Raw genomic sequence first — 15,145 nt, forward strand, 5'->3', positions numbered from 1 at the left:
TATACATGATTTCAACACATAATATTAATCTCCAGTAATCTCCTAATTTAATTACATTTAGACATTCATAATTATATAGAAGAAACACGGAATATTTTTAAATGAATAATATAAAAAAGCAGCTGGATCGTCACCCAGCTGCTTCCGTTATTGTTTGATTACTCAACGATTGTAGTGATTGAACCTGAACCTACAGTACGTCCACCTTCACGGATAGAGAACTTAGTTCCTTCTTCAATCGCAACTGGAGCGATAAGCTCAACAGTCATTTCTGTGTTATCGCCAGGCATGATCATTTCAGTACCTTCTGGAAGAATGATGATACCAGTGATATCAGAAGTACGGAAATAGAATTGTGGACGATAGTTTGAGAAGAATGGAGTATGACGTCCACCTTCTTCTTTAGATAATACGTAAACTTGTGCTTTGAACTTTGTGTGTGGAGTGATGGACTTTGGCTTAGCCAAAACTTGTCCACGCTCGATTTCTTCACGTGCTACACCACGAAGAAGGGCACCAATGTTGTCACCAGCTTCAGCAAAGTCAAGAAGCTTACGGAACATTTCTACACCTGTTACAGTTGTAGATTTTGGCTCTTCAGTGAAACCAACGATTTCAACTACGTCACCAACTTTAACTACGCCACGCTCAACGCGTCCTGTAGCTACTGTACCACGACCAGTGATCGAGAATACGTCCTCAACTGGCATCATGAATGGCTTGTCAGTGTCACGAGTTGGGTTTGGAATGTAGCTGTCAACAGCATCCATAAGTTCGATAATTTTTTCTTCCCATGCAGCATCGCCTTCTAATGCTTTAAGAGCAGAACCTTTGATAACTGGAGTGTCATCGCCAGGGAAATCATATTCAGAAAGAAGATCACGAATTTCCATTTCTACTAATTCAAGTAATTCTTCGTCGTCAACCATGTCACACTTGTTCATGAATACAACAAGGTAAGGTACGCCTACCTGACGAGAAAGAAGGATGTGCTCACGAGTTTGTGGCATTGGACCATCAGTTGCAGATACAACTAAGATACCGCCGTCCATTTGTGCAGCACCAGTGATCATGTTTTTAACATAGTCAGCGTGTCCTGGGCAGTCAACGTGTGCATAGTGACGTGCATCAGTTTCATACTCAACGTGTGCAGTAGAGATTGTGATACCACGTTCTCTTTCTTCTGGAGCACCATCGATTTGATCGTATGCACGAGCTTCTGCTTTACCTTGTTTAGCAAGTACAGAAGTGATTGCAGCAGTTAAAGTAGTTTTACCATGGTCAACGTGTCCGATTGTACCAATGTTAACGTGTGGCTTTGAACGGTCGAATTTAGCTTTTGCCATTTGGAAAATCCTCCTTTGGATTATAAAAATTAAGTATATTTAAGCGGAAACTGTAAAGAGGTTATCCTCATTTCACAGTTTCCATTCTTACATAAGTAGTTATACTTTAAAGACAGGTGAAAATCAATTACTCACCTTTATTTTTTTTGATGATTTCTTCAGAAACTGATTTAGGTACTTCTTCGTAGTGATCAAAGTGCATAGAGAATACTCCACGACCTTGTGTGCTAGAACGAAGTGCAGTTGCATAACCAAACATTTCTGATAGAGGTACCATAGCACGAACAACTTGTGCATTACCACGAGCTTCCATACCCTCTACGCGTCCACGACGAGCAGTAATTTGTCCCATGATATCACCTAGATATTCTTCAGGGATAACAACTTCAACTCTCATCATAGGCTCAAGAATTACAGGCTGACACTTAGAAGCAGCATTTTTAAGAGCCAGTGAAGCGGCAATCTTAAACGCCATTTCGGAGGAGTCAACATCATGGTAAGATCCATCGAATAATCTTGCTTTAATATCAACTAATGGATATCCAGCAAGAACACCGCGTTGTAGAGCATCTTCAAGTCCAGCTTGGACTGGAGCGATGTATTCACGAGGAACAACACCACCGACGATACCGTTTTCGAACTCGAATCCTTTTCCTTCTTCGTTAGGTGAGAATTCGATCCAAACGTGTCCGTATTGACCGCGTCCACCAGACTGACGAGCGAACTTACCTTCAACTTGTGCAGAAGCACGGAATGTTTCACGGTAAGCAACCTGCGGTGCACCTACATTAGCTTCAACTTTGAATTCACGACGCATACGGTCAACGATGATATCTAGGTGAAGCTCACCCATACCAGCGATGATTACTTGTCCAGTTTCCTGGTCAGTATGTGCACGGAAAGTCGGATCTTCTTCTTGCAGCTTTTGTAGAGCAGTTGTCATTTTATCTTGGTCAGCTTTTGATTTAGGTTCAACTGAAAGCTGGATTACTGGCTCTGGGAATTGCATAGACTCTAGGATAACAGGGTTTTTGTCGTCACATAGAGTATCACCAGTAGTTGTATCTTTCAAACCTACAGCAGCAGCAATATCACCGGCATAAACCTTTGAGATTTCTTGACGGCTGTTTGCGTGCATTTGCAGGATACGTCCGATACGTTCGCGTTTTCCTTTAGTTGAGTTCTGAACATATGATCCAGACTCTAAAGTACCAGAATAAACGCGGAAGAACGTTAATTTACCAACATAAGGGTCTGTCATAACTTTAAATGCAAGAGCTGAGAATGGCTCTTCGTCACTTGAGTGACGCTCAACGATTTCCTCTTCATCATCCACAGCATGACCTTTGATGGCAGGTACATCTAATGGAGATGGAAGGTAATCGATAACTGCATCTAACATTAACTGAACACCTTTGTTTTTGAAAGCTGATCCACAGATAACTGGGTAGAATTCAACGTTAACAGTACCTTTACGGATTGCGGCTTTTAACTCTTCTTTTGAGATTTCCTCTCCGCCAAGGTATTTTTCCATTAACTCTTCATCAAGTTCAGCTACTGCCTCAACTAATTTTTCACGATATTCTTCAGCTTGTGCACGGTGTTCTTCTGGAATCTCACGAACTTCAATATCAGTTCCTAAGTCGTTTCCGTAGAATACAGCGTTCATTTCCACAAGGTCAATGATGGCTGAGAATTGATCTTCAGCACCGATTGGTAACTGAATTGGATGAGCATTCGCTTGCAGACGCTCATGTAATGTTTTCACAGAGTACAGGAAGTCTGCGCCGATTTTGTCCATCTTGTTTACGAATACTACACGTGGTACTCCGTAAGTAGTTGCTTGACGCCAAACTGTTTCAGTTTGTGGTTCAACACCTGACTGAGCATCCAGTACAGCTACCGCACCATCAAGTACACGAAGGGAACGTTCTACTTCAACAGTGAAGTCTACGTGTCCTGGAGTGTCGATGATGTTAACACGGTGGCCTTTCCATTGTGCAGTTGTTGCAGCGGAAGTGATTGTGATTCCGCGTTCTTGTTCTTGCTCCATCCAGTCCATCTGAGACGCACCTTCATGTGTTTCACCGATTTTATGAATCTTACCAGTGTAATAAAGGACACGCTCAGTGGTAGTCGTTTTACCGGCATCGATGTGAGCCATGATGCCGATATTACGAGTATTTTCTAAGGAGAACTCTCTTGCCATTGGGTCTTTCTCCTTCCTAGTAGAAAGTTTTTATATTTGAAGGTTAGATTACCAACGATAGTGAGCAAACGCTTTGTTTGCTTCAGCCATTTTGTGTGTATCTTCACGTTTCTTAACAGACGCACCACTGTTGTTTGCTGCATCCATGATTTCATTCGCTAAGCGCTCTTCCATTGTTTTTTCACCGCGAAGACGCGCATAGTTTACCAACCAGCGAAGACCAAGAGTTGTACGGCGGTCAGGACGCACCTCAACTGGAACTTGGTAGTTAGCACCACCGACACGGCGCGCTCTTACTTCTAGAACTGGCATGATATTTTTCATTGCTGCTTCGAATACTTCCATAGGTTCTTTCCCAGAACGCTCACGGATTGTATTAAATGCAGAGTAAAGAATTTCTTGAGATTTACCTCTTTTACCGTCAATCATCATTTTGTTGATAAGACGAGTAACTAATTTTGAATTGTAAAGTGGATCTGGTAACACGTCTCTCTTTGCTACAGGACCTTTACGTGGCATGCTTTTTCCTCCTTTCAAAGAAGCTTCTATTTAGTATGATTATTTCTTAGCTGCTTTTGGTCTCTTAGTACCATATTTTGAGCGGCCTTGCATACGGTTGTTAACTCCAGCTGTATCAAGTGCTCCGCGTACGATGTGATAACGTACCCCTGGTAAGTCTTTTACACGTCCGCCACGGATAAGAACAACACTGTGCTCTTGAAGGTTGTGGCCGATACCAGGAATGTATGCAGTCACCTCGATACCATTTGTCAAGCGTACACGAGCATATTTACGTAACGCTGAGTTTGGTTTCTTTGGAGTCATTGTACCAACACGAGTACATACCCCGCGTTTTTGTGGTGAAGATACATTTGTTTGTGATTTTTTGAAGCTGTTATAACCTTTATTTAGCGCAGGTGATTTTGACTTCTCAGTCGTTGACTGACGTGGTTTGCGCACTAATTGGTTAATTGTAGGCATGTTATTTTCCTCCCTTCATTTATTGTAAGCCCACACATCCAGGTGGTTCATTTTTTTGCAAAAACAAAGTTTTTGCAGACTACTCTATCTACAAAAACAGTTTTTAACGGATAATTGCAACAGCGGCCGCACCAACTTGTATTCCGCATGCTTTACCAAGTTTTTTCATGGAATCGACATACTGAACAGGAACATCTAAGTCTTGAGCTGTTGTGACCACAAGTGCCGTAACTTTTTGGTCAGCATCTGCCGCGATAATCAGCTCTTCGACTTTTCCTTCCTTTAGTGCCTTCACTGCTTGTTTTGTCCCTATAATAAAACTCTTCGCCTGCAATACTTTTTCATAAGACATGATTGCTATCCTCCAAAGTATCAGGTGTATAGGAGCACCTTTGATATAGTAACATCTTAGAAAATAGATGTCAACACAACATTTAAATTTTTTCTTAAAATAGAGGCTGACTAAGGTCAGCCTCTGACATTTATTTAATCAATTGTTACCGGTTCTTCTGAAGTTGTATCCCGAAGGACTGGCTCAGCTTTGCGGTAGCGCTGCATACCTGTTCCGGCAGGAACCAGTTTCCCGATGATAACATTCTCTTTTAAACCAAGCAATTCATCGCGCTTGCCCTTAATTGCTGCATCGGTAAGAACTCTTGTTGTTTCTTGGAAGGATGCTGCAGACAAGAACGAATCAGTTTCAAGAGATGCTTTGGTAATACCAAGTAATACAGGACGCCCTGTAGCCGGAATTTTGCCATTTAGTAAAGCTGATTCATTGGCATCCGTAAACTGGTGAATGTCTAGTAGTGTACCCGGTAATACATCTGTATCTCCAGCCTCACTTACACGCACTTTGCGGAGCATTTGGCGGACCATAACCTCAACGTGCTTATCGCCAATTTCAACACCTTGCATCCGGTAAACCTTTTGCACTTCACGAAGGAGGTATTCCTGAACGGAAATTACATCTTTCACCTTAATCAGTTCTTTTGGATCAATTGATCCTTCGGTTAATTCCTGACCTCGTTCAATCCGGTCTCCGACAGCAACCTTCAGACGTCCAGTATACGGAGCAGTGTAATTGCGCTGCTCAACTTCACCTTGAACAGTAATTTCATGCTGGCGGTCGCGGCCTTCGTTAATGCTGATGACCACACCATCAATTTCCGAAATAACAGCCTGCCCTTTAGGGTTACGCGCTTCGAAAATTTCCTGAATACGTGGCAAACCTTGCGTAATATCGTTCCCCGCAACACCGCCTGTATGGAATGTACGCATCGTTAACTGAGTTCCTGGCTCACCGATAGACTGGGCGGCAATAATACCAACCGCTTCACCCACTTCAACCTCTTGACCAGTCGCTAGGTTACGGCCGTAACATTTTTTACAAACACCATGGCGGGTGTTACATGTAAATGCCGAACGGATTTTAACCTCTTCGATTCCAGCCTCCACAATGACAGTGGCAATGTCTTCTGTAATTAGGCCATTTTCCGGAACAAGGATTTCCTTTGTTTCAGGATGTTTAATAGGCGTACGGGCATATCGGCCAATTAGACGCTCTTCAAGTGTTTCAATAACCTCTGTACCATCTTTTAAAGCGCTGATAGTAAAGCCGCGGTCTGTTCCACAGTCATCTTCACGGACAATAACGTCCTGAGCAACGTCAACGAGACGACGGGTTAAGTAACCTGAGTCAGCTGTCTTAAGCGCCGTATCAGCAAGACCTTTACGGGCACCGTGAGTGGAGATAAAGTACTCTAATACTGTTAATCCTTCACGGAAACTTGATTTGATTGGCAACTCGATGATACGTCCTGCCGGGTTGGCCATCAGACCACGCATACCAGCTAACTGTGTAAAGTTAGAGGCGTTACCACGGGCACCAGAGTCACTCATCATGAAAATTGGGTTAGTCTTATTCAAAGATTTCATCAATTTACCTTGAATAGTATCCTTCGCCTGGCTCCAAATAGAGATGACACGGTCATAACGCTCATCCTCTGTAATTAAACCACGTCTAAACTGTTTAGTAACATTATCAACCTTAGCCTGCGCATCATGAAGAATTTGCTCTTTCTCTTTAAGTACGACGATATCGGCAACACCAACAGTAATACCGGCTTTAGTTGAATATTTGAAACCTAAATCCTTCATGCGGTCGAGCATTTTGGATGTTTCGGTAATTTTGAAACGCTTGAATACTTCCGCAATGATATTACCAAGAATTTTCTTCTTAAACGGATCAATCAAAGGCATATTTTTAATCTTTTCTTTGATATCCTCGCCTTTTTCAACAAAGTACTTAGCAGGAGTTTCAACCTCTAAATTGTGTTTAGTTGGTTCATTGATATAAGGGAATGATTTAGGAAGAATCTCATTAAACACAAGCTTACCAACGGTTGTGATTAACAGCTTGTTGTTTTGTTCTTCTGTAAAAGTCTCATTTCCTAATTTACCGGCATTAACAGCAACCCTTGTATGCAGGTGAACATAGCCGTTTTGATAGGCAAGAAGGGCTTCGTCCGTATCATTAAACACCATGCCCTCACCGACGGCACCTTCTCTTTCAAGAGTTAGATAATAGTTTCCTAATACCATGTCCTGTGAAGGAGTAACAACCGGTTTACCATCTTTCGGGTTAAGAATGTTTTGTGCAGCAAGCATTAAAAGACGGGCTTCCGCCTGCGCTTCTGAAGAAAGCGGTACGTGCACAGCCATTTGGTCTCCGTCAAAATCGGCATTGTATGCAGTACATACAAGCGGGTGAAGACGAATCGCGCGTCCTTCAACCAATGTCGGCTCAAACGCCTGAATCCCTAAACGGTGAAGAGTTGGGGCGCGGTTTAATAGAACCGGATGCTCCCTAATGACATCTTCAAGCACATCCCAAACATCTGGGGACACTCTTTCAATTTTGCGCTTAGCTGATTTAATATTATGGGCTAATCCCTTTTCAACAAGCTCCTTCATCACAAATGGCTTAAATAATTCAAGTGCCATTTCTTTCGGAAGCCCGCATTGATACATTTTTAGATTAGGACCTACGACGATAACCGAACGTCCGGAATAGTCAACCCGTTTTCCAAGCAAGTTTTGACGGAAACGCCCTTGCTTACCTTTCAACATATGGGACAGTGACTTTAATGGACGGTTACCAGGACCTGTAACTGGGCGGCCGCGGCGGCCGTTGTCAATTAAAGCGTCGACTGCTTCCTGGAGCATCCGCTTTTCGTTTTGAACGATAATGCTAGGCGCACCCAAGTCTAATAAACGCTTTAAACGGTTGTTGCGGTTAATCACACGGCGATATAAATCGTTTAAGTCAGAAGTCGCAAATCTTCCGCCATCCAATTGAACCATTGGACGCAGCTCCGGTGGAATGACCGGAAGAACGTCTAACACCATCCAAGATGGTTCGTTCCCGGAATTACGGAATGCTTCGAGAACCTCAAGACGTTTAATCGCACGTGTACGGCGTTGGCCTTGAGCTGTTTTAAGCTCCTCTTTTAAACCATCAACATCTTTGTCTAAATCGATATCTGATAGCAGCTTCTTGATGGCTTCTGCACCCATAGATGCTTGGAATTTATTACCGTACTTTTCACGATAGGCACGATATTCTTTTTCTGATAAAAGCTGTTTCTTTTCAAGTGCAGTGTCACCTGATTCTGTCACTACATATGAAGCAAAGTAAATGACTTCTTCAAGCGCCCTTGGAGACATGTCTAAAACAAGCCCCATTCGGCTTGGAATGCCTTTAAAATACCAGATATGCGAAACAGGTGCGGCAAGTTCAATATGCCCCATTCGTTCGCGGCGGACCTTTGCACGAGTAACTTCAACACCGCATCGGTCACAGACAACACCTTTATAACGGACACGCTTGTACTTTCCGCAATGACATTCCCAATCCTTTGTAGGACCAAAAATTCTTTCACAGAATAAACCGTCCTTTTCTGGCTTTAACGTACGATAGTTAATGGTTTCAGGTTTTTTAACCTCACCGAATGACCAAGAACGGATTTTATCCGGTGAAGCAAGACCTATTTTCATGTACTCAAAATTATTAACGTCCAGCAAGGGGCCTACCTCCCTATTTATGTCCAGGTTTTACCCTTATATAAAAGCTTAAAAGCGCACCAAGGAACAGCAATAGCTTGTTCACAGCAGGAGCTATTCTCTTAAGTGCGCTTAAACTAAGAATGGATTACTCTTTTGAACCTACTTTTTCGGATTCAAAGCTTGGTGCGTCAGGAACGATGTTTAATGTGTCAACTTGTTGTATGTCCTCTTCATCTTCCATATCGCGCATTTCAATCTCTTCTTCATCACCGGATAAGATTTTGACATCCATACCTAAACTTTGAAGTTCTTTGATTAATACTTTAAATGACTCAGGAACGCCCGGTTCTGGAACATTTTCGCCTTTTACAATGGCTTCATATGTTTTTACCCGGCCAACCACGTCATCCGATTTAACTGTAAGAATTTCCTGCAGCGTGTATGCAGCACCATATGCTTCAAGCGCCCATACCTCCATCTCACCGAAACGCTGTCCGCCAAACTGGGCTTTACCGCCAAGCGGCTGCTGTGTAACAAGTGAGTAAGGACCTGTTGAACGTGCATGCAATTTATCGTCAACCATGTGGGCAAGCTTGATCATATACATGACCCCGACTGATACACGGTTATCAAATGGTTCACCCGAACGGCCGTCATAAAGAACCGTTTTGGCATCGCGGGCCATGCCGGCTTCCTCAATCGTTGCCCATACATCTTCCTCACGTGCACCGTCAAAAACTGGCGTTGCAACATGAATATCAAGAGCTCTGGCAGCCATACCTAAGTGAAGCTCAAGAACCTGCCCGATATTCATCCGAGAAGGTACCCCTAATGGATTTAACATAATATCAACCGGTGTGCCATCTGGAAGGAATGGCATATCCTCTTCCGGTAAAATTCTTGAGATAACCCCTTTATTCCCGTGGCGTCCCGCCATTTTATCGCCTGCGGAGATTTTCCGCTTTTGAACGATATAGACACGGACTAACTGATTAACGCCTGGAGGCAGTTCATCGCCATCTTCACGGTTAAAGACTTTTACATCCAGAACAATACCGCCTCCGCCGTGTGGAACACGAAGAGAAGTATCACGGACTTCACGAGCCTTTTCACCGAAAATAGCATGTAAGAGACGTTCTTCAGCGGTCAATTCTGTTACCCCTTTTGGTGTAACCTTACCCACTAAAAGGTCTCCGTCTTTTACTTCTGCACCAATGCGGATAATACCGCGCTCATCAAGATTGCGAAGGGCATCTTCACCAACGTTAGGAATATCACGAGTAATTTCCTCTGGTCCAAGCTTTGTATCACGAGATTCAGATTCATATTCCTCGATATGAATAGAAGTATAGACATCGTCTTTTACAAGACGTTCACTCATGATAATCGCATCTTCATAGTTGTATCCATCCCAATTTATGAATGCAACAAGAACGTTTCTTCCTAACGCTAATTCGCCAAGCTCCATAGATGGACCATCAGCAAGAATTTCACCTTTTTTGACACGGTTGCCAACAGCCACAATCGGACGCTGGTTATAGCATGTTCCTTGGTTGGAACGGATAAATTTCAACATCCGGTATTTATCGAGGTCACCTTTAACCTCTTGACCATCTATCTCTTTCACACGACGCACCCATACCTGACGGGCTTCAACGTGTTCCACAATACCATCATGCTTACAAACAACCGCTGCACCGGAGTCTTTTCCGGAGACATATTCCATGCCGGTACCAACTCTTGGCGCCTCAGGCTGCATTAACGGGACCGCCTGACGCTGCATGTTTGCACCCATCAGTGCACGGTTGGAGTCGTCATTTTCAAGGAACGGAATACATGCCGTTGCAGCTGAAACAACCTGCTTTGGTGATACGTCCATATAATCGACCCGGTCGCGTCTAACAACCGTGTTCTCACCACGGAAGCGGGCAATAACATCTTCATCAAGGAAGGAGCCATCATCACCAAGACGGGCATTCGCCTGAGCGACAACATAATTGTCCTCTTCATCGGCTGTTAAATAATCAATTCGGTCTGTCACATTACCTGTATCAGGATCAACACGGCGGTAAGGTGTTTCTATAAATCCAAAGCGATTAACTTTTGCATAGCTTGATAATGAGTTAATCAAGCCAATGTTCGGACCTTCCGGTGTTTCAATCGGACACATCCGGCCATAGTGAGAGTAGTGAACGTCACGAACTTCCATACCGGCACGTTCACGTGTTAAACCACCTGGTCCAAGCGCAGATAAACGACGCTTATGGGTTAATTCCGCAAGCGGGTTTGTCTGATCCATGAACTGTGATAACTGTGAACTTCCGAAGAACTCTTTGATGGAAGCAATAACTGGACGAATATTGATTAACTGTTGCGGCGTTATCGTTGCTGTGTCTTGAATAGACATTCTCTCACGAACAACACGCTCCATCCGGGACAATCCAATTCGAAATTGGTTCTGCAAAAGCTCACCAACAGAACGAAGACGTCTGTTCCCCAAATGGTCGATATCATCTGTATCGCCTACTCCGTGCAGCAAATCAAAGAAGTAGCTGATTGACGCAATAATATCGGCAGGAGTGATATTTTTAATCGGTTCTGCCACATAGGCATTGCCTAAGACATTAATAACCTTTTCATTTTCATCGCCAGGAGCATAAATCTTGATGCCCTGCATAATGATTTCTTCTTCCACCACACCACCAACAGGGTTGTAGCTTCTGAAATTGACATTTTTCTCAAGTGCAGGCAGGATCCTGTCGAGGTTTCTTCTGTCCAAAAGAGTTCCCTTTTCTGCAATAATTTCACCTGTTTCAGGGTCTGCCAGCGTTTCCGCCAAGCGCTGATTGAAAAGGCGGTTTTTAATGTGAAGCTTTTTATTAATTTTATATCGGCCTACATTAGCCAGGTCATATCGTTTCGGATCAAAGAAACGAGAAATTAATAAATTCTTCGCATTTTCAACAGTCGGAGGTTCACCTGGACGAAGACGTTCGTAAATCTCAAGTAACGCTTTATCAATACCTTCCGTATTATCTTTTTCAAGCGTGTTGCGGAGGTATTCGTTATCACCAATCAATTCAAGAATTTCTTGATCAGAGCCGAAGCCAAGCGAACGCAAAAGAACCGTAACGGGCAGTTTCCGAGTACGATCGATTCTGACATATACGACATCCTTGGCATCTGTTTCATATTCAAGCCATGCGCCGCGGTTCGGAATGACAGTAGCTGTGTAGCCCTTTTTTCCGTTTTTATCGGTCTTTCCGCTGAAATAAACGCTCGGTGAGCGCACCAGCTGCGAAACAATAACGCGTTCTGCACCATTAATAACAAACGTGCCGGTTTCCGTCATTAACGGAAAATCACCCATGAATACATCTTGATCCTTCACTTCGCCTGTTTCTTTGTTTACAAGACGTACTTTGACACGCAATGGAGCAGAATATGTAACGTCCCGTTCTTTTGATTCTTCTACAGAATACTTTGGATCGCCAAGACTGTAATCAATAAATTCCAGTGATAGGTTACCTGTAAAATCTTCAATCGGTGAAATATCCTGGAACATTTCACGCAATCCCTCATCAAGAAACCACTGATAAGAAGCGGTTTGGATTTCAATAAGATTTGGTAACTCTAAAACTTCACTGATTCGTGCGTAACTCCTCCGCTTCCGGTGGCGTCCATACTGAACTAGTTGACCTGTCAACTGATTCACCCCTCAAATCAAGCGTAATTTAAAAATCTATGCACATCTTTTGAGCAGCGCTTTAAAGCCCTATCCAAAAGACAAAAAGAAAAAGGGTTTTTTCCCAAAAACCACATTTTCACATTTTGAGTATTATTTTGTCATCATTTCCTTTTTATCCCTATTTTATACTGACAAAATGTATTTATAGGAATAATTCGGTAAATATTATGATGGCATTTTATAATGCTATCACAACGACAATATCAAGTCAACTGTTTTTTAGCCCTTATTATGAAATATCCTTTTGATTTGTCAATTACTTCAGCATTAGAAAACAGTTCTTTCATTTTCTCCATCGCTGAGGGAGCTCCCTGCTTCTTTTGAATGACTACCCATAATTCACCTTCAACCGCAAGACGCTCATAAGCTTGTTCAAAAATATCATGAACAGTCTTTTTCCCGGCACGAATGGGGGGATTAGTTAAAATAGCGGAAAAAGAATCTTCCTTTACACTAAGCAGCCGGTCACTTTCATAGATTTTTACATTCTGTATTTTGTTGAGAAGGGCATTTTCCCCCGCCAATTCAAGAGCCCGTTCATTCACATCAACCATATGAATAATCCGGTCAGGGTTGGCCTTTGCAATAGATAAACCAATGGGGCCATATCCGCAGCCAACATCTAGAATGGGACCGTTTATTTCCGGAATCGTAAAAGATTCAATTAATAGACGTGAGCCAAAATCTACCTCTCTTTTTGAAAAAACTCCGTTATCCGTTTTAAACCGAAATTGATGGTTTTTTAAGGTGAAGTCCCAATATTTCGGGTCACTTTCAACCTTTTGGGTACGAGAATAGTAGTGTTCAGTCAAACGACTCACCTCCCGAGGATATAGGATAGAAGACAATGAGGTACCAGGACCTTTTTTAAGATAGCCAAAAAAAGCCCGCTTATGCAGCGGACTTTTTTATAACGTTAAGATTACTTAACTTCAACGTTTGCTCCAACTTCGTCAAGTTTGCCTTTGATTTCTTCAGCTTCTTCTTTAGAGACGCCTTCTTTAACAGGCTTTGGAGTGTTGTCAACAAGGTCTTTTGCTTCTTTAAGTCCAAGACCAGTGATTTCACGAACAACTTTGATAACTTTGATTTTTTGATCGCCAGCAGAAGCTAGGATTACATCAAACTCAGTTTGCTCTTCAACAGCAGCAGCACCTGCGCCGCCAACCATTGCTACAGGAGCAGCAGCAGTTACGCCGAATTCTTCTTCGATTGCTTTTACAAGATCGTTAAGTTCTAAAACAGTCATAGATTTAACTGCTTCAATGATTTGTTCTTTAGTCATTTTAATTTTCCTCCTTAATTTTCATTCCGTTATTGGTTAAGCGATAAGTTTTAACTTACGCGCCTTGTTCTTCTTTTTGATCTGCAACTGCTTTTGCTGCAAGAGCAAGGTTGCGGATTGGTGCTTGAAGCACGCTGAGTAACATAGAAAGCAAGCCTTCGCGTGAAGGAAGTTCAGCAAGAGCTTTAACCTCTTCAACAGTTGCGACGTTACCTTCGATAACACCCGCTTTTAATTCTAACGCTTCGTTCTTTTTAGCAAAATCGTTTAAGATTTTCGCTGGTGCTACTACATCTTCAGTACTGAACGCGATTGCGTTAGGACCTGTTAATGCATCGTTTAAGCCAGCAAGACCTGCTTCTTCAGCCGCACGGCGAGTCATAGAGTTTTTATAAACCTTGAACTCAACGCCAGCTTCGCGAAGCTGTTTACGAAGTTCAGTCACTTGACCAACTGTAAGACCACGGTAGTCAACAACAATTGTTGATACGCTAGCTTTTAGTTTTTCAGCAATTTCTTCGACAACCTGTTTTTTAGCTTCGATTGCACTGCTCATCTTAACACCTCCTGTAGAATGTCTACATTTATACCTGTCAGTAAAATGCCTCTATATCATAAATTAGACATAGAGGCAGCATAATCAGCTAAAAAGATAGCTTAATTTATCGCATAACCTCGGCAGGATTATTAAGCACATAAGCCCCTGCTGTCTACGGTACAAATGTTTGTTATATTAAACAACAAAATTGATTATATAAAATCTAATTTCGATTGTCAATTGGTAAAATTAGTTACCTTATTTTGCTGCAACAGTAGAAGGATCTACCTTGATTCCAGGTCCCATTGTTGAAGTAACAGTTACGTTCTTCATGTAAGTACCTTTAGCAGCAGATGGCTTTACTTTTAACATTGTTTCGAACACAGTAGTGAAGTTCTCAACAAGCTTTTCGTTTTCGAAAGAAGATTTACCGATAGGCACGTGGATATTTCCAGCTTTGTCAACACGGTATTCAACTTTACCTGCTTTAATTTCATTGATTGCTTTTGTTACATCAAATGTAACTGTGCCTGTTTTAGGGTTTGGCATTAAGCCTTTAGGTCCTAAAGTACGACCTAATTTACCAACTTCACCCATCATGTCAGGTGTTGCTACGATTACATCGAACTCGAACCAACCTTGTTGGATTTTGTTGATGTATTCTGCATCGCCAACATAATCAGCGCCAGCTGCTTCTGCTTCTTTCACTTTTTCACCCTTCGCGAATACTAATACGCGTTGAGTTTTACCAGTTCCGTTTGGAAGCACAACTGCTCCACGGATTTGCTGGTCAGCTTTCTTAGGATCTACGCCTAAGCGGAAGGCAACTTCAAGAGTTGCATCGAATTTTGCAAAATTTGTTTGCTTAGCAAGTTCAATTGCTTCTGCAATTGGGTAAGCTTTTGAGCGATCTACAAGCTTTGCAGCTTCTAGGTACTTCTTACCTTTTTTAGCCATTTTTATTTCCTCC

Annotated in this window: 11 protein-coding genes and 1 other annotated feature; all 11 genes read right to left on the minus strand. The window is 42.5% G+C overall.

Annotated elements, in window-relative coordinates; translation table 11 throughout:
* Positions 1 to 158: 158 nt before the first annotated feature.
* Positions 159 to 1,346 carry an elongation factor Tu gene (gene tuf, locus KHA99_RS29645; protein ID WP_213121084.1) on the minus strand — a complete coding sequence of 396 codons (1,188 nt, stop codon included), beginning with the start codon at positions 1,344 to 1,346 and terminating at the stop codon, positions 159 to 161.
* Between the two features lie 127 nt (positions 1,347 to 1,473).
* Entirely contained in the window at positions 1,474 to 3,555 is a 2,082-nt protein-coding gene (gene fusA, locus KHA99_RS29650; protein WP_213121085.1) for an elongation factor G, read from the minus strand.
* Positions 3,556 to 3,603: 48 nt separating this feature from the next.
* Complete coding sequence (gene rpsG, locus KHA99_RS29655; RefSeq protein WP_213121086.1) at positions 3,604 to 4,074, minus strand: 30S ribosomal protein S7; 471 nt, start codon at positions 4,072 to 4,074, stop codon at positions 3,604 to 3,606.
* 39 nt (positions 4,075 to 4,113) lie between these two features.
* Positions 4,114 to 4,536, minus strand: a complete 423-nt coding sequence (gene rpsL, locus KHA99_RS29660) for a 30S ribosomal protein S12 (protein WP_213121087.1) — start codon at positions 4,534 to 4,536, stop codon at positions 4,114 to 4,116.
* 103 nt (positions 4,537 to 4,639) lie between these two features.
* Entirely contained in the window at positions 4,640 to 4,888 is a 249-nt protein-coding gene (locus tag KHA99_RS29665) for a 50S ribosomal protein L7ae-like protein (protein WP_213121088.1), read from the minus strand.
* A gap of 134 nt (positions 4,889 to 5,022) precedes the next feature.
* Positions 5,023 to 8,622 carry a DNA-directed RNA polymerase subunit beta' gene (gene rpoC / locus KHA99_RS29670; protein WP_213121089.1) on the minus strand — a complete coding sequence of 1,200 codons (3,600 nt, stop codon included), beginning with the start codon at positions 8,620 to 8,622 and terminating at the stop codon, positions 5,023 to 5,025.
* A 127-nt stretch (positions 8,623 to 8,749) separates the two neighbouring features.
* Entirely contained in the window at positions 8,750 to 12,310 is a 3,561-nt protein-coding gene (gene rpoB, locus KHA99_RS29675; RefSeq protein WP_213121090.1) for a DNA-directed RNA polymerase subunit beta, read from the minus strand.
* A 245-nt stretch (positions 12,311 to 12,555) separates the two neighbouring features.
* Entirely contained in the window at positions 12,556 to 13,164 is a 609-nt protein-coding gene (locus KHA99_RS29680; protein ID WP_213121091.1) for a class I SAM-dependent methyltransferase, read from the minus strand.
* 110 nt (positions 13,165 to 13,274) lie between these two features.
* A complete protein-coding gene (gene rplL, locus KHA99_RS29685; protein WP_213121092.1) occupies positions 13,275 to 13,637 on the minus strand; it encodes a 50S ribosomal protein L7/L12 in 363 nt (120 codons plus the stop codon).
* 55 nt (positions 13,638 to 13,692) lie between these two features.
* Positions 13,693 to 14,193 (minus strand): 50S ribosomal protein L10, encoded by a 501-nt coding sequence (gene rplJ / locus KHA99_RS29690; RefSeq protein ID WP_213121093.1) that lies wholly within the window; start codon positions 14,191 to 14,193, stop codon positions 13,693 to 13,695.
* Between the two features lie 33 nt (positions 14,194 to 14,226).
* Positions 14,227 to 14,371 (minus strand) — a sequence feature (ribosomal protein L10 leader region).
* A gap of 62 nt (positions 14,372 to 14,433) precedes the next feature.
* Positions 14,434 to 15,132, minus strand: a complete 699-nt coding sequence (gene rplA, locus KHA99_RS29695) for a 50S ribosomal protein L1 (RefSeq protein WP_213121094.1) — start codon at positions 15,130 to 15,132, stop codon at positions 14,434 to 14,436.
* Between the last annotated feature and the right edge of the window lie 13 nt (positions 15,133 to 15,145).

This window comes from Neobacillus rhizophilus (assembly GCF_018343535.1).
GTDB classification, from domain to species: domain Bacteria; phylum Bacillota; class Bacilli; order Bacillales; family Cytobacillaceae; genus Neobacillus; species Neobacillus rhizophilus.

Coding starts and splice junctions, on each gene's coding strand:
- tuf (WP_213121084.1), bottom strand. CDS start 1,346: ATGGCAAAAGCTAAATTCGACCGTTCAAAGCCACACGTTAACATTGGT.
- fusA (WP_213121085.1), bottom strand. CDS start 3,555: ATGGCAAGAGAGTTCTCCTTAGAAAATACTCGTAATATCGGCATCATG.
- rpsG (WP_213121086.1), bottom strand. CDS start 4,074: ATGCCACGTAAAGGTCCTGTAGCAAAGAGAGACGTGTTACCAGATCCA.
- rpsL (WP_213121087.1), bottom strand. CDS start 4,536: ATGCCTACAATTAACCAATTAGTGCGCAAACCACGTCAGTCAACGACT.
- KHA99_RS29665 (WP_213121088.1), bottom strand. CDS start 4,888: ATGTCTTATGAAAAAGTATTGCAGGCGAAGAGTTTTATTATAGGGACA.
- rplL (WP_213121092.1), bottom strand. CDS start 13,637: ATGACTAAAGAACAAATCATTGAAGCAGTTAAATCTATGACTGTTTTA.
- rplJ (WP_213121093.1), bottom strand. CDS start 14,193: ATGAGCAGTGCAATCGAAGCTAAAAAACAGGTTGTCGAAGAAATTGCT.
- rplA (WP_213121094.1), bottom strand. CDS start 15,132: ATGGCTAAAAAAGGTAAGAAGTACCTAGAAGCTGCAAAGCTTGTAGAT.